The sequence below is a fragment of the Spongisporangium articulatum genome (genome assembly GCF_044465595.1).
GTDB lineage: Bacteria > Actinomycetota > Actinomycetes > Actinomycetales > Kineosporiaceae > Spongisporangium > Spongisporangium articulatum.
Window position 1 is genome coordinate 12,104 of record NZ_JBITLV010000012.1, and the last position, 18,046, is coordinate 30,149.

Sequence of the window (18,046 nt, forward strand, 5' to 3'; positions counted from 1 at the left end):
ACACCGGCCCGCCGGGGGTGTGAGGGAACCGCAACCCCTGGAAACCGCGGGCGACATCCGGAGTTGACGGGCCCGACCTAGCGTCGGAGCGGGCCCCTCATCCGGAAGGAGTGACATGTCGTCGGCGAGCGCGTCGAAGCCGGCGCAGGTGCGGACCGTGTGCTCCTACTGCGGGGTGGGCTGCGGGATGGTGCTGGACGTCGCGGTCGGTCCCGACGGGCGGCGGCGGGTGACCAAGGCGTCCGGTGACAAGGCGCATCCGGCCAACCACGGCAAGCTCTGCACCAAGGGCGCCACCACGGCCGAGATGCTGGCCGCCCCGGGCCGCCTCGAGACGGCGCTCGTCCGTCGGGAGCGGGGTGGCGCGCTCGAACCGGCCGGGCTCGACGAGACGATCGCGGCCGTGGGGGCCCGGTTCCGGGCCATCGTCGACGAGCACGGGCCGGACGCCTTCGCGCTCTACGTGTCCGGCCAGATGAGCCTCGAGGCGCAGTACCTGGCCAACAAGCTGGCCAAGGGGTTCGTCGGGACGAACCAGATCGAGTCGAACTCGCGCCTGTGCATGGCCAGCGCCGGAACGGGGTACAAGCTGTCGCTGGGCGCGGATGGGCCTCCGGGTTCCTACGAGGACTTCGAGCGGGCCGACGTCTTCCTCGTCATCGGCTCCAACATGGCCGACTGCCACCCGATCCTCTTCCTGCGGATGATGGCCCGGGTCCGGGCGGGGGCGAAGCTGATCGTCGTCGACCCACGCCGGACCGCCACGGCGGACAAGGCCCACCTCTTCCTGCAGGTGCGACCGGGCACGGACCTCGCCCTGCTCAACGGCCTGCTCCACCTGCTCGTCGAGAACGGCCACATCGCCGACGATTTCGTCGCCGCGTGCACCGAGGGCTGGGAGGCGATGCCCGACTTCCTGGCCGACTACGCACCCGACGTCGTCGCCGGGCTGACCGGCCTCGACGCGGAGGACCTCCGCACCGCCGCCCGGTGGATCGGCGAGGCGGGCGAATGGATGTCGTGCTGGACCATGGGCCTGAACCAGTCCACGCACGGGACCTGGAACACGAACGCCCTCGTGAACCTGCACCTGGCGACGGGCGCCATCTGCCGCCCGGGCAGCGGGCCGCTGTCGCTCACCGGGCAGCCCAACGCCATGGGCGGGCGCGAGATGGGGTACATGGGGCCCGGTCTGCCCGGCCAGCGATCGGTGCTGGTGGACGCCGAGCGCGTCTTCGTCGAGGACCTTTGGGACCTGCCGCCGGGCACGCTGCGGACCGACGTGGGCACGGGCACGATCGACATGTTCGAGCAGATGGCCGCGGGGCGGATCAAGGCGTGCTGGGTGATCTGCACGAACCCCGTGGCCTCGGTCGGCAACCGGCAGACGGTGATCGATGCGCTGGCGCGCGCCGAATTCGTCGTCACGCAGGACGCGTTCGCGCAGACCGAGACCAACGCCCACGCGGACGTCGTCCTGCCCGCCGCGCTGTGGACCGAGGCCGAGGGGGTGCTGATCAACAGCGAGCGCACCCTGACCCTGGCCTCAGCGGCGGTCGACGCGCCGGGCGAGGCGCTGCCCGACTGGCTGCTCATCGCGAGAGTGGCCCGCGCGATGGGCTTCTCGACCGGGTTCGACCACACGTCGGCCGAGGAGGTCTTCGAGGAGCTCCGCCGGGCGGCCAACCCGGCGACCGGGTACGACCTGACCGGGGTCGGCTACGAGCGCCTCCGGGCCACACCGGTGCAGTGGCCGGCGGCGCCCGGCGGCCCGGACCGCAACCCGATCCGCTACGTCGGGGCCGACGGCCGCCCCCGCTTCCCGACGCCGTCCGGCCGGGCCGTCTTCCACCCGCGCCCGCACCTGCCGGCGCGCGAGATGCCCGACGACGAGTTCCCTTTCGTGCTGAACACCGGGCGCCTGCAACACCAGTGGCACACGCTCACGAAGACGGGCCGGGTCGCGAAGCTGAACCAGGCCAACCCCGGCCCATTCATCGAGCTGCACCCCGACGACGCGGCGTCCATCGGCGTCGTCGACGGGGACGCCGTCGAGGTCGTCTCCCGCCGCGGCCGGGCCGTACTGCCCGCCGCCCTGACCGACCGCGTCCGTCCCGGCAACTGCTTCGCCCCGTTCCACTGGAACGACCTGTTCGGCGAGAGCCTCGCCGTCAACGCCGTCACCAACGACGAGGTCGACCCCCTCTCGTTCCAGCCCGAGCTGAAGGTGTGCGCGGTCTCGCTCGTCAAATCGGCGGTCCCGGTGGACTTCTCGCCGTCGACCGACCTGGAGCGACGTCCGGACGGCGGGAGCCCCGACGCCGGGTCGCTCGCCGGGGCGTTGGGTGTGGGCGGCGTCGAAGCACCCGAACTCACCCCCGACGAGCGACGCTACCTGGCCGGTTTCCTGGCCGGGGTCACGCAGAACCCCACGGGAGTCCCCGTCCTGCCCCCCTCCGCGCCCCTCGACCCGGTCCGGGCGCTGTGGGTGAACGGGCTGCTGGCGGGCCGGTTCTCGCGGGCTCCGCAGACTGCGGCGCGGGCGCCCGAGCCGAGCGCGCCGTCCGGCCGGGAGGTGAGTGTGCTGTGGGCGTCGCAGACCGGGACCGCCGAGGCGTTCGCCGCCGTCGTCGCGGAGGGGCTCGGCCGGGCCGGGCACCGGGTCACGTTGCGCGGGATGGAGGATGCGGACCCGGCCGCGCTCCCGTCGTCCGACGTGCTCCTGATCAGCAGCACGTTCGGCGACGGCGAGGCGCCGGACAACGGCAGCTCGTTCTGGGAGGCGTTGTCGTCGGGGAAGCGGTTGGACGGGCTGCGCTACTCGGTACTGGCTTTCGGCGACTCCTCGTACGACGACTTCTGCGGCCACGGGCGGCGGCTCGACGAGCGGTTGGCGGAGCTCGGCGCGTCCCGCCTCTCACCGCGGGCCGACTGCGAACCCGACTACGAGGGCACGGCGACGGCCTGGCTGCACCGGGTGCTGGACGAACTGGCCCCCACGTCGAACCCCGCGGCCACCCTCCCGGTCGTGGCCGCCCCGGCCCGCCCGGCGCTCGTGCTGGCCGAGCTGGCCGGCAACACGCTGCTCAGCGGGCCGGGCGCCTCGAAGGAGGTGCGGCGCTTCACCTTCCACCTCGGCGACGATCCGGTCGGCTACCGGGTCGGCGACTCGCTGGAGGTGCAGCCCGTCAACGACCTCGCCCTGGTCGCGGAGTGGCTCGAGCTCACCGGCGTCGACGGCCGGACGCTCGTGCAGTTGGAGGGGCCGGGGGTGGTGCCGTTCGGTGAGGCGGTGCACCGGCACCTCGACATCTCGGCGGTCACCACCGATCTGCTCACCCTGGTCGCCGAACGCAGCGGTGACCGGCGGCTGGCCAAGCTGCTCAGACCCGACAACACGAACGAGCTCTCGCAGTGGCGGTGGGGGCGGCAGGCCGCCGACCTGCTGGCCGAACACCCGGTCGAGGCCTCGGCGCAGGAGTGGGCCGACACCCTGAAAAGACTCCGCAACCGGTCCTATTCGATCTCCTCGAGCCCCCTCGACGACCCGAGCACCGTGTCCCTGACCGTCTCGGTGATCCGCTACGAGAGCCCGCTGGGTCGCTGCCGGGGTGGGGTCTGCTCGACGTTCCTGGCCGACGCCCAACTCGGTACGCAGGTCCCGGTGCGGGTGCTGCCCTCGCCGCACTTCCGCCCACCGGATGCCGGGACCACCCCGATGATCATGGTCGGCCCGGGCACGGGGATCGCCCCGTTCATCGGCTTCCTGCGCGAACGCCGCGCGCTGGGTCACCCGGGCCCGAACTGGCTGTTCTTCGGCGACCAGCGCGAGGCCTGCGACTACCTGTACCGCGACGAGCTGCAGACCTTCTGCGCGGAGGGCGTTCTCGACCGGCTGGACACGGCGTTCTCCCGCGACCAGCGCACGAAGATCTACGTCCAGGACCGGATGCTGGAGCACGGCCACCAGCTGTGGACCTGGCTGGAGCGGGGCGCCCACCTCTACGTCTGCGGCGACGCGTCGCGGATGGCCAAGGACGTCGACCGCACCCTGCACGACATCGTCGCCGCGCACGGCGGGCTGGGTGTCGACGCGGCCCGGGCCTACGTGAAGCGGCTCGCCGCCGAGAAGCGCTACGTGCGGGACGTCTACTGAGGCACGAGCAGGTCAGGCCGACCCGACCCACTCGTCGCGGCCGTCCGGGAACTGCTGCCGCTTCCAGACCGGCAGCCGCGCCTTCACCTCGTCCACGAGCCGCACGGCCGTCTCGAACGCCTCCCGGCGGTGCCCGGCGGACACGGCGACCACGAAGGCGAGGTCCCCGACGTCCAGCTGCCCCACGCGGTGCGAAACCGCCGCCGCGGCAGCCGATCCCGACGCGAACACCTCGGCGACCACCTCGGCCAGGACGTCGGGGGCCGTGGGGTGTGCGACGTACTCGATGCCCGTGACGGCCCGCTCGTCGTCGACGTCGCGCACGACCCCGGTGAAGGTGACGACCGCGCCGCACGCGGCCCGCTCCACCGCCCGCGCGTGCTCGGCCACGTCGAGCGGTTCGGGCCCGACCCGGGTGAAGGCGACGCTCATGAGTGGATCGGCAGGTCGCCACCGGTCAGCCGGGCACCCGTACCACCCCAGGTCAGCGCGATGATCTCCGCGGCGATCGCGACGGCCGTCTCCTCCGGCGTCCGGGCCCCGAGGTCGAGCCCGATGGGTGAGGCCAGGCGCGCGAACGACGCCTCGTCGACCCCCGCCTCCCGCAACCGGTGCAGCCGGTCGTCGTGCGTGCGCCGGCTGCCCATCACACCGATGTAGCGGGCGGGCGTCTTCAACGCCTCCTGCAGCAGGGGGACGTCGAACTTCGGGTCGTGGGTGAGCACGCACAGCACGGCGTCCTCCCCGATCTCCTGCCCGGCCAGGTAGCGGTGCGGCCACTCGACCACGAGTTCGTCGACGTCGGGGAAGCGGGCCTTCGTCGCGAACACCGGCCGCGCGTCGCACACCGTGACCCGGTACCCGAGGAACGACCCGATCCGGGCGACGGCGCTCGCGAAATCGATGGCTCCGAACACGATCATCCGGGGCGGGGGCGCGAAGGACTGGACGAACACCGACACGTCGTCCATCCGCCGCTCGCCCTGCGCGCCGATATGGATGGTGCCGGTGCTGCCGAGCGCGAGCATCCCGCGCGCCTGCTCGACCACCCCGGCGTCCAGCTGCTCGTCCCCGAGTGACCCGGTGACGTCCGTCGGGGTGACGACGACGTACCGCCCCAGACCGGGTCCGGAGCTGAGGGTGGCCACGGCCACCGGACGGCGGGCCTCGATGTGGGCGAGGACGTCGGGCAGGTCGGCGTAGCGGGGGCCGCCGGGCACGACCAGCACGTGGATGATGCCGCCGCAGGTGAGCCCGACCGCGAAGGCGTCGTCGTCGCTGACCCCGTAGGTCTCCAGACGGGCCTCGCCGGTGCGCATGACCTCCTGCGCGGCCTCGTACACCGCCCCCTCGACACACCCGCCGGAGACGCTGCCGATCACCGTGCCGTCATCGGCCACGGCCATCGCGGCGCCGGGTTGGCGGGGCGCGGACCGCCACGTCCGGACGACGGTGGCCACGGCGAAGTCGTGGCCGTCCCGGACCCAGGTGGTCAACCCCTCGGCGATGTCGCGCATGAGACCTCCTCGCCGCACAGCCACCGACGCCGTCGTCGGCTCCCGCCACGGTAACCCCGCGGGTGCTGGTCCTCCAGAGGGTTACCCTGAGGCGGTGAGACCGGTTGCGCTCGGCATGCCCTCGACGGGCGGGCGTCCTGCCGCGCCCGGGCTGGTCGACCGGTTCGGCCGTGCGGCGACCGATCTGCGGGTCAGCCTCACCGACCGCTGCAACCTGCGCTGCACCTACTGCATGCCGGCCGAGGGCCTCGACTGGATGCCCACCGCGCAGACCCTGACGGACGACGAGATCGTGCGCCTGATCGAGGTCGCCGTGACCCGTCTGGGCGTCACCGACGTGCGGTTCACCGGCGGCGAGCCGCTGCTGCGCAAAGGACTGGAGTCCATCGTCGCGGCCACCAAGGCGCTGCGCACGGACGACGGCCGCCCGGTGGGCACGGCCCTCACCACCAACGGGCTCGGGCTGGAGCGCCGGGCCGCGGCCCTGCGGGCTGCCGGACTGGACCGGATCAACGTCTCCCTCGACACGCTGGACCCCGAGCGGTTCGCCCGGATCACCCTCCGCGACCGGCACGCGGACGTTCTGGCCGGGCTGCGGGCCGCGGTGGCCGTCGGGTTGGCCCCGGTCAAGCTCAACACCGTGCTGATGCCCGGGATCAACGACGACGAGGCGCCCGACCTGCTGGCCTGGGCACTGGCCGAGGGCTACGAGCTGCGCTTCATCGAGCAGATGCCGCTCGACCCGCAGGGCGGCTGGGACCGCGAGCGGATGGTCACGGCGGCCGACATCCTCGCGTCCTTGCGCACCCGGTTCACGCTCGAACCCACCGACCCCGACCGCCGGGGTGCGGCCCCGGCCCAGACGTGGTTCGTGAGCGGGACACCCGAGGTGGGGGGGACGACGTCCGGCCGTCCGGTGGTCGGGGTGATCGCCTCCGTGACCCGGCCGTTCTGCGGGGACTGCGACCGGACCCGGCTGACCGCCGACGGGCAGATCCGCAACTGCCTGTTCGCCCGCACCGAGACCGACCTGCGCGGGCTGCTGCGCTCCGGCGCGGACGACGAGGCGGTGGCCGAGGCGTGGCGGGCCGGGATGTGGACCAAGGAGGCCGGGCACGGCATCGACGACCCGTCGTTCCTGCAGCCGGACCGCCCGATGAGCGCGATCGGAGGCTGAGGATGAACACCGTGCGGTACTTCGCGGCCGCCGCGGCGGCCGCCGGCTGCGACGAGGAGAAGCTGGACCTGCCCGCCGACCTGCCGCTGACCGCGCTGGTCGAGCAGCTGTCGTTCCGGTACGGGCCGAAACTGTCCCTGGTGCTGGCGTCGTCGTCGTTCCTCATCGACGGGGTCGCCGGGTCGCGGGAGCGCAGCGTGCCGGCCGGGGCCACGGTCGACGTCCTGCCCCCGTTCGCGGGCGGCTGATCACGAGATCTCGGCCGCAGGGTCAGTCCGAGATCTCCAGCAGCACCTTGAGCGTGTCCCTCAGCGCGTCCGCGCCCCGGGCGTCGACGCGGTGGAGGAACGCGCGTTCCGCGGCATGGCGCGCCGCCACGGCCCGCTCGAAGGTGCTGCGGCCGGCTGTCGTGAACTCGACGACGTTGCGGCGGCGGTCGTCGACGTCCGGATGCCGGAAGACGACACCCTTGCGCTCCAGCGCATCGAGGAGAGCGACCATCGTGGTGCGGTCGACGCCCATCCGCTGCGAGATCTGCTGCTGGGACAGCGGTGCGGACCCGGCGATGACGACCAGCACGCCGAGCTCGCGCGCATCCAGGTCGAACGGGGCCAGGGCCTCGTTGAGCCGGGCCTCCAGCTGGAGGTAGGCGTGCTTCAGCAGGTAGCCGAGGTTGTCGGTGAGCTTCGGCGCCGCGTTGGCCATCGGACCATCGTATCGCTACGCTGATTGTCAGTAACACTGACGATCAGCGTTTCTACACGATTGGAGCGGTCATGATCCTGGTCACCGGCGGCCTCGGCTTCATCGGTTCGCACACCGTGCAGGCCCTTCTCGATCTGGGCGAGAGGTGCGTCCTGCTGCAGCGCCGTCCCGCGCAGCTGCCGCCCTACCTCGACGGCGCCTCCGTGGTCGTCGAACAGGGTGACGTGACGGACGCGGCGTCGCTGGCTGCCCTCGGTGACCGTCACGAGATCACCGCCGTCGTGCACCTGGCCGGCTCCATGCCCTGGCCGCCGGACCCGGCGGACCCGATCGGTCAGACCCGGCGCGCGCTCGGCGGGCTGCTCAACGTGATGGAGTCCGCGCAGAGATGGGGGGTCCGGCGCGTCGGGGTGGCCAGCACCATCGGCGTCTACGCCGGGGTGGACGCCGAGGGCGGGCTGAGCGAGGACCTGCCCCTGCCGACGACGAGTCCCCACCTGATCCCCACGTTCAAGAAGATCGGCGAGCAGTTGAACGGGTATCTCTGCAGTGCAACCGGTCTCGACATCATCGACCTGCGCGTCTCCGGCACCTGGGGCCCGCGCGGGCACGACGACCCGTTCTTCCCGGCGCCCTACCTGGCTCGCGCCGCTGCACACGGCACGGCGCCGGACCTCTCCGGCCTGCGGGCGCCGGCCCGGGCCGACGATGCTCTGGACCTCTGCTACGTCAAGGACACCGGACGGGCCATCGCCCTGCTGATGCTGGCGGGGACGTTGCAGCACCGGACGTACAACGTGGGGTCCGGGCGTTCGACGAGCAACGCCGACGTGATCGCCGCGCTGCGCGGTGTCGTGCCGGAGTTCGCCTTCGAGCTGCCCGACGGGGGTGGCGGGCCCGGGGTCTGGCTGGACATCTCCCGGCTGCACGAGGACACCGGGTACAAGCCTGCCTACGACGTCGACCGGGCCGCGGCGGACTACGTGGCCTGGCTGCGGGCGGGCAATCCGGTCTGACTCCGGGTCGCAGAACCGTGCCTCAGTGATCAACACGCCCTAGCGGGCAGACTCGGCCGCGGCGGGTGCCGGTTCAGGCGGTTCAAGGCGCAACCGGCGCAACCGGGCGGCCGAGAGGCGGTGACCCCACGCGACGAGGGTTGGGCCGTGCGGACCGTCCCAGCGGAACAGGGCACCCTCCTCGGGCGTGCCCTCCACCGCATCCGGTTCCCCGGCGAGCGGAGTCGGTCCGGTGACCTTCACGGCGCAGCCCATCACCTCGGTCCAGAAGTAGTCGTCCCACAGCGGCACCGGGGTCTCGAGTCCGAGCAGAGAGTGCGCCACCAGCCGCCCCTGGGTCATGGCGTTCGCCCAGAAGGGCCGCCGGGTCAGGTTCCCGCCCCAGGCGGCGCAGACGACGTCGCCCGCGGCGAACACCGAGGGCAGGTTCGTGCGGCCCCGCCCGTCCACGACCACGCCGTCGGCCAGGTGGACGCCGCTGCCGGCCAACCACTTGACGTTGGGCACGTCCCCGACGCAGGTGACGACGACATCCGCGCTCAGTCGCGCCCGACCGCCGTCCACGTCGACCCCGTTCACGGGGCTGCCGAGCAGCGTCGCCCGTCCCCGGAGAAACCGCCCGCCCGCTGCCGCGAGCCGGTCCTGCACGAGTCGGGAGACGAACCCGCCCAGCAACCGCTCGAGGGGCCGGTCCACGTCGACGACGGTGACCGCCAGCCCGTGGGCGAGGCAGGCGCCGGCCACCTCCATGCCGAGGAACCCGGCCCCGACCACGATCGCCGAGGACGCACGGGCCAGCGCGGCGCGCAGGTCGGCCGCGTCCTCTCGGCTGCGCAGCACCAGCTCCCCGGTCTGCCCCGGCGCGGCGAGCCGGCGCGGGCGGGCGCCCGTCGCGATCACGAGGCGATCGAACGGCAGCGTCCGACCGCCGGCCAGCTCGACCACCGACGGGGCCAGGCCCGTCGCGGTGCCCAGAACCACCTCGAGGTCCAGGCCGGCGGCGGCGTCAGCGGGCGGAAGCTCTTCCCGGAGGCCGCGTTTGGACAGGGGTGGCCGTTGATAACCGGGCTCGGCCTCGTCGCTGACGACGGTGAGCGGGCCGTCGTGGCCGAGGTCGCGCAGTTCGCGCGCCGTGGCCAACCCGGCCGTCGAGCCGCCGACGATGACGACGGGCGCGCTCAGGCCCATCGCAGGGCCGCCACCGGGCACACCGCGACCGCCTCGCGGGCCTGCGTCGCGAACTCCTCCGGGACCTCGTCGCCGGTCAGCAGCACCGGGTAGCCGTCCCCGTCGAGCTCCAGCACCTGGGGAGCCTTCTCCTCGCACAGCCCGTGCCCCTCGCAGCGGTCGCGGTCGACCTCGATCCTCATGCCGCCGCCCTCGCCGGGACGAGCCGGACGGGCAGCCGCCCGAACCGGTGGATGACGTTGTTCAGGGCCGGCTCCGGCTCGCCCGCCACCTCGATGCGCTCCACGTGCGCCAGCAGCGAACGCAGCACCGCCGAGGTCTCCAACCGGGCCAGACCCTGACCGGCGCACCCGTGGACGCCGTAGCCGAACCCGAGCTGGCCGGTCGCGTCGCGGGTGATGTCGAACCGCTCCGGGTCGGCCCAGAACCGCTCGTCGCGGTTCGCCGACGCGTACATCATCAGGACCTGGGCCCCGGCGGGCAGGAGGACGTCGCCAACGGGCGTGGGGGCGGCCAGCCGCCGGCCGAAGGCCCGCAGCGGGGACTCGAGCCGGATCACCTCGTTCACCGCGCCGGGCACCAGCTCCGGACGCTGCTTCAGCAACTCCCACTGGTCGGGGTGGCGGGCGAACAACCACAGGGCAGCGGCGATCGCCCCGGCAGTGGTGTCGATCGACGGGGCGAGGTAGTCGATGAAGAGGCCGCGACAGTCGGCCGTGGTCAGTTCCCCGCGCTCGATCCGCCGCACCACCTCGGCGGCCATGCTGTCCGGCAGGACGTCCCGCCGGCGGGCCAGGGAGTGGACGAAGGCCAGCATCGACAGGGCGGCCGGGCCGGACCGGACGGTCTGGAGGTTCCAGGGGCCCAGGTTGTCGAAGATCGCCCCGGCCCAGTGCACGAGCCTGTCCCGACCGCGCTGCGGCCAACCCACCAGGTCGGGCACGATGCTCAGGGGCATGGCCAGTGCGATGTCGTCGACGCCGTCGACCACCCCTCGACCGACGGCCCCGCGGACGGTCCGCTCGGCCAGCTCGTCGATCCGAGGTTGCAACGGGCGCAGCGCGCGGGGGGTCAGCCGGTGGGCCAGCAGGTTGCGGCGCTGATCGTGCTCCGCGCCGTCACTCAGCAGGGTGCTCGTGCGGCCGATCCGGCGCGCGATCGCGTTGAGTGGCACCCCGTGGGCCGACCGGTAGGCGGCGTCGTCCGCCAGGGCGGCGCGGACCTCGGCGTAGCGGGGCAGCGCGTAGATCCGCTGCTTGGCCAGCCAGACGACGGAGCCCAGGTCGCGCAGGGCGGCGTAGTGCGGGTACGGGTCGCGGATGGCGGCCGCCGAGTAGATGTCCGGCCGGTAGACGGGGACCCCGGCGACGGGGCCGCGCGGCCTCCCCGACAACCGGGGATTCCGGGGCGTCGAGCGCCCGGCACTCGTGGCCATCGGGCATCCGGGGGCGAACCCTCCGTCGGTCTCCGCCATGTCGCTCTCCTCGTCATCAAGGCACCGCCTGCCGACCCAGCGTGGCGAGTGATTGAGCGCGGCTGAAGGTTCACAATGGCCCAGATATCTTGGATCACGGTGCATAATGCACCATGATCAGAGCGGAGGAACCCACCGCGGAGCAGGTCCGGCAGGAGGTCGGCGCCCTCATCCAGGCCGGTGCGAAAGTGGCTCTGAGCAGGCTCGACGACGAGCTGGCCCGGATCGCGACCGTGCACCTGGACGCTCCGGGGATGGAGCGGGTGGCGGCCGACCCCGTGCTGGCCGAGTCCTCCGTCCGGGCGATCCGCGCGACGCTCGCGCACTGGACGGCGTCGGTGATCAACCAGCCGTTCGCGCCGGTGGGCCCGCCGGAGGACTGGGACAACGTACGGATCGCCCGAGACCTGGTCCGTCGGGGGTTGGACGAGACGGTGCTGGTGGCCTACCGGGTCGTGCAGGCCTTCGTCTGGCAGGAGTGGATCCGGATCGCCTTCACGCTCAGCGACGACCCCGCCGTAGTGCAGGGCGTGCTGGAGCACACCTCGGCCTCGATCACCGACTTCGCCGAACGGTCCCTGCAGCACATCGGGGAGATCATGGCCGCCGAGCGCGAGCACCTGCGGCGCGGGAGCCGCCCGGAACGCCGGGAGACGGTCGCCCTCCTGCTCGACGGCGCGCCGGTGACCGAGGAGCGCGCCTCCGCTCGGCTGGGCCTGAGGCTCGACCGGCCGCACACCGCTGTCGTGATCTGGGTCGACGACACGACGCCGCCGGCACATGCCCTCGAGCCGGTGATCGACCTCATCCTGCAGGTCACGGAAGCCCGCCAGTACGTCTCCGTCCTGCCCCAGACGGGGCTGGCCTGGATGTGGGTGTCCGGCCGTGGCCCCGACGTCCGCGAGTTGGAGGGACGGCTGCGGCAGTGGCCGGACATCCACGTGGCGATCGGCACCACGGGGACCGGGGTCGAGGGCTTCCGCTCCAGCCACCGTTCGGCGGTCGCCGTGCAGCGTCTGCTCAGCCGCTCCCGGCTGCGTCAGGTCGCGAGTGCCGACGACGCCCGGCTGGCCGCCCTGCTGAGCCGCCATCGCGACGACGCCACCGCCTACGCCCGAGAGGTCCTGGGCGACCTGGCGGACGCCGGGCCCGAGATTCTTGGGACGGTGAGGCTTTTCGTCCAGGAGTTGGGCAACGTGAAGGGGGTCGCCGAACGCCTGTTCACCCACCGCAACACCGTGGTCCGCCGGCTGGCCCGCGCGGACGAGCTGCTGCCGCGCCCCTTGCGGTCCAACCCCGTCGAGGTGGCGGTCGCGTTGGAGATCTGGCAGTGGTCCACAGATCCCGGTGGGTCCGACGCCGGTTAGGCTCAAGCAGCGAAGGGCTGTGCCTGCGCCCCCGGTCAGAGGCCTTCTGGCAGGCTCGGCTCGTGCGTTCTGACACGCCCCGGCACCGCGCCGCTCGTCGTCACGACCTCAGCGCCGGACGGGCTAGTCCCCCTGGTCGACACCCGCAGCACGGGACGCGCCACCAGTTCGACGCCGTGAAGCTCCTTGTGGCGCGTCGCCTCTGAAGGTGCTCAGCAACCGATTCCGGATTCGACGGGGCTCGGCTGCTACTACGACAACCGAGACCTCGCCTCGTCGAGGTAGGCCTCCACCTGCCGGCGGTCGAAGCCGCGCATGGTGACAGTGAACGCTGCCTCCGCAAGGGCTTTCGCAGCCTGGGCTTTCAGCGACGGGTCGCTTGAGCAGAGGATCGAGGCTGTCGTTTGCCCAGGCCACATCCACGTTCCCGACCGGGCGTTTCGACTTACGAGGAACTGAGAAGGGGTGTGGATTACGGTGCAGGCGCCTCCGACGACGATCCTGGGGATGCCCTGAGCCTTCGCTGTCAGTAGGTCGGGTGCGCCGGGGTCTCCGTCTGATGCTGGGCGATGCGCCGGTCGCGGGCAATCGTGACGAGGATGGTCGCGATGCCGAGCAGGGCGACCGAGGCGTTCGCGGCGGTGAGGGCGGTGGCCTCACCGAGGGTGGCGCCTTCGAGATGTGCCACGTGGAAGAGGAAGTGCGGCACGGCGAAGATCGAGTAGGCGAGCGCCGCGGGGATGGCGAAGTGTGCCTTCGGATTGAAGAAGGCGATGCCGAGCAGGAGTGCGATGCCGAGGGTCGCGCCGCCGAAGTCTCGGGCGTAGTGCTCGCTGAACGGCGGGGTCAGGTCGACGGTTGGGAAGTGGCGGTAGAAGGTCTCGGGAGAGATCGCGTTCCACGCGCCGACCACCAGCTCCTCGAGGAGCAAGATGGCGAGTCCGATTCGGATGAAGACGGTCATTGAGGCTCCTTCGATCTGCGCGGCACGGTCAGTGCACCCGTGCTCCGCGTCGTAGACGGGTGTCACTGGAATGACCGCGTAGGGGCTCCTTTCGTGAGGACGCTGCCGCAGGGACCTCACATCGCGAGGCGCTGCGCGGTCGTGACTGATGGGACCGGCAGACGAAGCTGTCCGGCCCCCCGTTTTCTGGTCCAGTTCGTGTGAGAGTGCCGCGAGTGTTGTGACCAGTTATAGGAGTGGCAATGCCTGGTAAGCGGTACTCGACGGAGCAGATCATCGCCAAGTTACGGGAGGCGGAGAAGCTCCAGGCGCAGGGTGCGACCATCCCCGCGGTGTGCAAGAAGCTCGGCGTCAGCGATCAGACGTTCTATCGGTGGCGGCAGAAGTACGGGGCGTTGAAGGAGGACGAAGCGCACCGGTTGCGGGCGTTGGAGCAGGAGAATGCGCGGCTGAAACGTATTGTGGCGGAGCAGGCTTTGGACATTTCGATGTTGAAGGATGTGCAGCGGGGAAACTTCTGAGCCCGGCTCGCCGCCGGGCCGCCGTGGCGCATCTGCAGCGGAAGTTCAAGGTGAGTGAACGCCGGGCCTGCCGGGTTGTCGGCCAGCAGCGTTCGACTCAGCGCTACGTGGTGGTGCCCTCGGACTTCGAGGCGCGGCTGGTCAAGGAGATGAAGGCGTTCGCCGAGGCCAACCCGCGCTGGGGCTACCGGCGCATCCACGCCCTGCTCGTGGACGTGGGTTGGGCGGTGAATCTGAAGCGGATCGAACGGTTGTGGCGAGCCGAGGGTTTGAGAGTCCCACCCCGGCGGAAGAACCGCCCCGGCGGGAAAGGCCCAGGCCAGGCCGGTAATAGTGCGTGGGCGCGGCCGGCTCTGCGGCCGGGTCACACCTGGTCCTACGACTTCGTAGCCTTGCGCACTCAGGACGGGCGACCGTTGCGGGTGTTGAACGTCGTCGATGAATACACGCGGGTCGCGGTCGGCTTCCACGTGGCCCGCTCGATCGGCACCCGCGCTGTTCAGAAGGTCCTGGAGGGCCTGTTCCAGACCCACCCGCCGCCGCAGCTGATCCGCTCGGACAACGGCAAGGAATTCATCTCCTCAGGCCTCATCCAGTGGCTGGGTGACCAGGGCGTGACCGCGGTCCCGGTCGCGAAAGCCAGCCCGCAGCAGAACTGTTACGTCGAACGCTTCAACGGCAGCATGCGCGACGAGCTCCTCGACGGCGAGCTGTTTCACTCCGTCCTGGAGGCCAAGGTCGTGATCGGCCGCTGGATCGACGACTACAACCACCGTCGCCCGCACCGCGGCCTCGGAATGATCACGCCGGTCGCGTTCGACAAGGCCGAACGAGCCCGGATAGCGGTTGGCTCGAGCGACGGTTATGAGGGCAGCGGATAAGAGGATCTGCCAACATCAGCCTTGGACCAGTTCCTCGGGCCACGCGACGGCCGCCCGGCCGGCCCGACTCTCACAAGAACTGGACCAACCGCAGGGGGCCGGTCAGATTGACCACCGTTTACCCGGCCATCGGTGGCCTACCCGCGGAGACCGCCACCAGCACCTACACCAACTTCGGCACCCCGAACACCCTCTCGGCGGGGAGCACGAGTCTGGTCAGCTCTACCATCTACACCGGTTCCGGGCTCTATGACGGTCGGACGTTCGCCTCCGGCGCCAAGCGGAACATCGACTGGGACATGAGTCGACGTCTGCCCTCAGCAGTGCAGACCTTCTACACCAGCGGCACCGCCAGCGTGTATTGGCAGAATGACAACTACAGCCGCGACCTCCTGGGCAACGTCACCTCGATCGCCGAGAGCACTGCCCTGCAGTCGCAGTGCTTCGCCTACGACGCGCGGAGCCGACTCACCCAGGCGTGGACGACGAACCCCGGCACCAACCCCTGCAGTTCAGCGCCGGCCGACACGGCGACGACGTGGAACACCGGCCCGAGCCCCTACCGGGTCAAGTACTCCTACGGGGCAACCCAAAACATCACCGCCGTGAACACGGCCGGTATCAATGGTTCCACGGCTACATGGACGAACCGTCCCTACACCTATGCAGACACAGCCCATCCCGCTGCTGTCACGGGGATCGTGCCATCGACAGCCGCCTCGACTGGATCCGACTCGTTCACCTATGACGCGGGTGGCCGCCTGACGACCAGGGCGGTCAACGGCACCAGCACATCCGTCGGCTACAACCCGCTCAACCAGCTCACCTCAACGAATGTCACGGCAGGAGTCGGTGCCGGAACGGCTTTCCGGTACGCCTACGACGCCGATGGCCAACGATCTCTGAAGGTCACTGCGAGCAGCGCAACCGCCTATTTCGGCACCACTGAGGTGACCGCAACGGGTACGGGCCTGACCACTTTGACAGGGACGCGCTACTACCGTCTCGGTGACGCAACGGTGGCGACGCGGGCAGGTTCGGCAGCGCCGACCTACCTCTTCAACGACGTACAAGGTTCGGCCACACTGTCCGTGACCGCAGGGGCGCCGGCGACGGCAACCGTCAAACGGCAGCGGTACATGCCCTATGGTACGGCTCGCGGCGCGGCCAACCAGCTGCCGGTCGAGCGTGGATGGCTCGGCCAGGTTGAGGACGACGCAACCGGACTCATCTATCTGAACAACCGCTACTACGACCCCAGTACCGGTCGATTCCTTACACCTGACCTTTTGTCTAAGCCGACTGATCCATCGACGCTTAACCCCTACACGTATGCGGCATCGAACCCTGTTACTTCCTCAGACCCGACGGGTCTTTGCCCTCCGGACAAGTGCGGAGCGGGGATTCCCACCAGCGATGGTCGAGTCCTCGGCGGGCGCGTCGACCCCGACAACCCCAACTCCAAGCGGGTACCGACGACATCGGGGCACAACTTCACTACTCCCCACAATGATGCGGTGACGGCGGCCAAGCAGGTCATTAAGGCGCAAGCCGCTGCTATGGGCATCTATGGCGACTTCAATGACAATTGGGAGAATCCCATTATGAATGCCTCGAAGAAGCCGTGCCTGTATGGCGGCCAGTCCAATTGCAATAATGGCTACGCGGACATCATCTTTGAGACCAATGACGGCGTCCTCTTGGTATGGGAAGTGAAAGCTGCAAAGCAGGGTGCCGCCAAGGCGCGAAAGGAAGCGGAGCACTACGTGTCGAAGCTTCGCCTCAGGGGTGACAATGCTCACCTCGGATGGGACATCGGGGGGCCCTATCCCTATTCAGCGGATGGCAAGCAAATTTGGGGAGCCGGAGAGGGCGTGGTGTTGTACGGCAAGGACAGCCAACGCAGCCGGGTTCAGGGCTCCGGCGGGTTCAACGCCAGCGATGCAATCGCATTGGCTATAGCTGCGGGAATCGTCGGGGGTATGTCTGGAGGTGTGGGCACGGGCGGTGGAGGCGGTACCGGGGAGATACCCCGCCCCGTGGGTGTTCCCGAGCCGGGCGGGGTCCCGGTGCCCGTCGGCGCCGTCGCTCCTCCAGCGTTGGGTATCGTGCCTTGGGTGGATCCCTTTCCGGCCTTTCGCCTAGCGGTCTAACCGTGGCGCCACGAGGAGTTAATGATGCGGCCCGGCCTGTCCAGCTTGACCCGCGACTACATCGCGCCCGCCCTGATCCAATACGGGTACCAGCTGCAGGGGGATGGTCTGGTCAAGCAATTTCCGACGGGCGACCAAGTGCTCGTCTGCCTGAACGGCCGAAACCAGGGCCATTTCACGGAATTCGTGATTACCGGGGCTGTGGCTCCACCGGCCATGGTGCGCTTCTGGCAACTATGGCTTGATGGTTCTATCGGATCCCTCACGCAGCATCACATGGCGGGCATCTATGGACCGGATGCACCGTCAGCCTGGGCTCAGGCCAATCAATCGCCTCGGCGTTGGGCGGTCGGCCTGACTGACGCTGCAGAGTTCGCCTCGGCGGGTGAGGATCTTGCGACGGTAATCGCGCGAGAGTTGGTTCCCGTGTTGGACCGCCTTGCCGATCGTCGGGAATTGCTACGTGCTTTTGAAGATCGTGAAGTTTACGGAACCGGCTTTCGGCCTTTCCAGTCCTATATTCAGCGACCACTCGCCATGCTGGACTGGCGGCCCATTGTAGAAATAGAAGATGTCCTGAATTCTGTAGGCGAGCGCATCGTGGCTGAAGTTCGCGGTGCCTTCCTGGCCTATGCCGAGGCCATCATTCAGGCCCGCAGGACATCCGGTGAAGAGGGAGAGCTGAAACCCGGCGTACCTGAATGGCTTCCAACGGCTCCCTGCTGGTAGGCGATCACTTGCTGTTCTCACCGTCCGCGCGATTCGCGTCCGCGGTCAGACTACCCAGCTGCAGGCAAAGCCGGGTCTGACGGTTTGAGTTGGTCGTGCTCGGTATGAGCCTGCCGTCGAACGTGACGTCTAAGGCGTTGAGGGCGGGCTTCCACTGGATCACCCATCGTGTCCTGCCCCGATGTGGCCTGGCTGATT

Annotated in this window: 17 protein-coding genes; 9 read left to right on the forward strand and 8 right to left on the reverse strand. The window is 70.2% G+C overall.

Features of this window, described 5'->3' with window-relative positions:
* Positions 1–115: 115 nt before the first annotated feature.
* Positions 116–4,156 (forward strand): molybdopterin-dependent oxidoreductase, encoded by a 4,041-nt coding sequence (locus ACIB24_RS22910; protein ID WP_398284535.1) that lies wholly within the window; start codon positions 116–118, stop codon positions 4,154–4,156.
* Between the two features lie 12 nt (positions 4,157–4,168).
* Here the strand turns inward: ACIB24_RS22910 and ACIB24_RS22915 are convergent, their stop codons facing one another.
* Together ACIB24_RS22915 and ACIB24_RS22920 are read right to left on the reverse strand one after the other, a co-directional pair.
* Positions 4,169–4,588 (reverse strand): molybdenum cofactor biosynthesis protein MoaE, encoded by a 420-nt coding sequence (locus ACIB24_RS22915; RefSeq protein WP_398284536.1) that lies wholly within the window; start codon positions 4,586–4,588, stop codon positions 4,169–4,171.
* The gene (locus ACIB24_RS22920) at positions 4,585–5,673 is read right to left on the reverse strand and encodes an XdhC family protein (RefSeq protein WP_398284537.1); all 1,089 of its coding nucleotides are present in this window, start codon (positions 5,671–5,673) and stop codon (positions 4,585–4,587) included. Before ACIB24_RS22920 ends, ACIB24_RS22915 begins: the two co-directional genes overlap by 4 nt.
* A gap of 115 nt (positions 5,674–5,788) precedes the next feature.
* Here ACIB24_RS22920 and moaA point away from each other — a divergent pair, with 115 nt between their 5' ends.
* Complete coding sequence (gene moaA / locus ACIB24_RS22925; protein ID WP_398284551.1) at positions 5,789–6,850, forward strand: GTP 3',8-cyclase MoaA; 1,062 nt, start codon at positions 5,789–5,791, stop codon at positions 6,848–6,850.
* Between the two features lie 2 nt (positions 6,851–6,852).
* A complete protein-coding gene (locus ACIB24_RS22930; RefSeq protein WP_398284538.1) occupies positions 6,853–7,098 on the forward strand; it encodes a MoaD/ThiS family protein in 246 nt (81 codons plus the stop codon).
* A gap of 22 nt (positions 7,099–7,120) precedes the next feature.
* Here the strand turns inward: ACIB24_RS22930 and ACIB24_RS22935 are convergent, their stop codons facing one another.
* Complete coding sequence (locus tag ACIB24_RS22935) at positions 7,121–7,555, reverse strand: MarR family winged helix-turn-helix transcriptional regulator (protein ID WP_398284539.1); 435 nt, start codon at positions 7,553–7,555, stop codon at positions 7,121–7,123.
* 71 nt (positions 7,556–7,626) lie between these two features.
* Between ACIB24_RS22935 and ACIB24_RS22940 the strand changes: the two genes are divergently transcribed.
* On the forward strand, positions 7,627–8,571 hold the full coding sequence (locus ACIB24_RS22940; protein ID WP_398284540.1) for an NAD-dependent epimerase/dehydratase family protein: 945 nt from the start codon (positions 7,627–7,629) through the stop codon (positions 8,569–8,571).
* Positions 8,572–8,610: 39 nt separating this feature from the next.
* On the opposite strand, the gene ACIB24_RS22945 is transcribed toward ACIB24_RS22940, so the two are convergent.
* Genes ACIB24_RS22945 through ACIB24_RS22955 form a run of 3 tightly spaced genes read right to left on the reverse strand, consistent with a single transcriptional unit; the run spans position 8,611 to position 11,233 of the window.
* Positions 8,611–9,759, reverse strand: a complete 1,149-nt coding sequence (locus ACIB24_RS22945; protein WP_398284541.1) for an NAD(P)/FAD-dependent oxidoreductase — start codon at positions 9,757–9,759, stop codon at positions 8,611–8,613.
* Positions 9,750–9,941 (reverse strand): ferredoxin, encoded by a 192-nt coding sequence (locus ACIB24_RS22950; RefSeq protein WP_398284542.1) that lies wholly within the window; start codon positions 9,939–9,941, stop codon positions 9,750–9,752. The genes ACIB24_RS22945 and ACIB24_RS22950 overlap by 10 nt, the downstream gene beginning before the upstream one ends.
* Entirely contained in the window at positions 9,938–11,233 is a 1,296-nt protein-coding gene (locus tag ACIB24_RS22955; protein WP_398284543.1) for a cytochrome P450, read from the reverse strand. Before ACIB24_RS22955 ends, ACIB24_RS22950 begins: the two co-directional genes overlap by 4 nt.
* A 113-nt stretch (positions 11,234–11,346) precedes the next feature.
* Between ACIB24_RS22955 and ACIB24_RS22960 the strand changes: the two genes are divergently transcribed.
* Entirely contained in the window at positions 11,347–12,600 is a 1,254-nt protein-coding gene (locus tag ACIB24_RS22960; protein ID WP_398284544.1) for a PucR family transcriptional regulator, read from the forward strand.
* A 251-nt stretch (positions 12,601–12,851) separates the two neighbouring features.
* Here ACIB24_RS22960 and ACIB24_RS22965 read toward each other — a convergent pair whose 3' ends face one another.
* Together ACIB24_RS22965 and ACIB24_RS22970 are read right to left on the reverse strand one after the other, a co-directional pair.
* The gene (locus ACIB24_RS22965) at positions 12,852–13,019 is read right to left on the reverse strand and encodes a DivIVA domain-containing protein (RefSeq protein ID WP_398284545.1); all 168 of its coding nucleotides are present in this window, start codon (positions 13,017–13,019) and stop codon (positions 12,852–12,854) included.
* A 107-nt stretch (positions 13,020–13,126) separates the two neighbouring features.
* The gene (locus ACIB24_RS22970; RefSeq protein WP_398284546.1) at positions 13,127–13,564 is read right to left on the reverse strand and encodes a hypothetical protein; all 438 of its coding nucleotides are present in this window, start codon (positions 13,562–13,564) and stop codon (positions 13,127–13,129) included.
* A 242-nt stretch (positions 13,565–13,806) separates the two neighbouring features.
* Between ACIB24_RS22970 and ACIB24_RS22975 the strand changes: the two genes are divergently transcribed.
* From ACIB24_RS22975 to ACIB24_RS22990, 4 genes are all read left to right on the forward strand, one after another.
* The gene (locus tag ACIB24_RS22975; RefSeq protein WP_398284547.1) at positions 13,807–14,085 is read left to right on the forward strand and encodes a transposase; all 279 of its coding nucleotides are present in this window, start codon (positions 13,807–13,809) and stop codon (positions 14,083–14,085) included.
* 23 nt (positions 14,086–14,108) lie between these two features.
* Positions 14,109–14,966, forward strand: coding sequence for an IS3 family transposase (locus ACIB24_RS22980; RefSeq protein WP_398284548.1), 858 nt, complete (start codon positions 14,109–14,111; stop codon positions 14,964–14,966).
* A gap of 107 nt (positions 14,967–15,073) precedes the next feature.
* Positions 15,074–17,119: an RHS repeat-associated core domain-containing protein gene (locus ACIB24_RS22985; protein WP_398284549.1), complete on the forward strand. Its 2,046-nt coding sequence runs from the start codon at positions 15,074–15,076 to the stop codon at positions 17,117–17,119.
* Positions 17,120–17,143: 24 nt separating this feature from the next.
* The gene (locus ACIB24_RS22990) at positions 17,144–17,848 is read left to right on the forward strand and encodes a hypothetical protein (RefSeq protein WP_398284550.1); all 705 of its coding nucleotides are present in this window, start codon (positions 17,144–17,146) and stop codon (positions 17,846–17,848) included.
* The last annotated feature ends 198 nt before the right edge of the window (positions 17,849–18,046 follow it).

Excerpts from the sequence above, each read along its gene's own strand:
- ACIB24_RS22945 (WP_398284541.1), bottom strand. The coding sequence starts at position 9,759 with ATGGGCCTGAGCGCGCCCGTCGTCATCGTCGGCGGCTCGACGGCCGGG.
- ACIB24_RS22990 (WP_398284550.1), top strand. The coding sequence starts at position 17,144 with ATGCGGCCCGGCCTGTCCAGCTTGACCCGCGACTACATCGCGCCCGCC.
- ACIB24_RS22965 (WP_398284545.1), bottom strand. The coding sequence starts at position 13,019 with ATGTGGCCTGGGCAAACGACAGCCTCGATCCTCTGCTCAAGCGACCCG.
- ACIB24_RS22960 (WP_398284544.1), top strand. The coding sequence starts at position 11,347 with ATGATCAGAGCGGAGGAACCCACCGCGGAGCAGGTCCGGCAGGAGGTC.
- ACIB24_RS22910 (WP_398284535.1), top strand. The coding sequence starts at position 116 with ATGTCGTCGGCGAGCGCGTCGAAGCCGGCGCAGGTGCGGACCGTGTGC.
- ACIB24_RS22970 (WP_398284546.1), bottom strand. The coding sequence starts at position 13,564 with ATGACCGTCTTCATCCGAATCGGACTCGCCATCTTGCTCCTCGAGGAG.
- ACIB24_RS22940 (WP_398284540.1), top strand. The coding sequence starts at position 7,627 with ATGATCCTGGTCACCGGCGGCCTCGGCTTCATCGGTTCGCACACCGTG.
- ACIB24_RS22975 (WP_398284547.1), top strand. The coding sequence starts at position 13,807 with ATGCCTGGTAAGCGGTACTCGACGGAGCAGATCATCGCCAAGTTACGG.
- ACIB24_RS22950 (WP_398284542.1), bottom strand. The coding sequence starts at position 9,941 with ATGAGGATCGAGGTCGACCGCGACCGCTGCGAGGGGCACGGGCTGTGC.
- ACIB24_RS22920 (WP_398284537.1), bottom strand. The coding sequence starts at position 5,673 with ATGCGCGACATCGCCGAGGGGTTGACCACCTGGGTCCGGGACGGCCAC.
- ACIB24_RS22935 (WP_398284539.1), bottom strand. The coding sequence starts at position 7,555 with ATGGCCAACGCGGCGCCGAAGCTCACCGACAACCTCGGCTACCTGCTG.
- ACIB24_RS22915 (WP_398284536.1), bottom strand. The coding sequence starts at position 4,588 with ATGAGCGTCGCCTTCACCCGGGTCGGGCCCGAACCGCTCGACGTGGCC.
- ACIB24_RS22930 (WP_398284538.1), top strand. The coding sequence starts at position 6,853 with ATGAACACCGTGCGGTACTTCGCGGCCGCCGCGGCGGCCGCCGGCTGC.
- moaA (WP_398284551.1), top strand. The coding sequence starts at position 5,789 with ATGCCCTCGACGGGCGGGCGTCCTGCCGCGCCCGGGCTGGTCGACCGG.
- ACIB24_RS22955 (WP_398284543.1), bottom strand. The coding sequence starts at position 11,233 with ATGGCGGAGACCGACGGAGGGTTCGCCCCCGGATGCCCGATGGCCACG.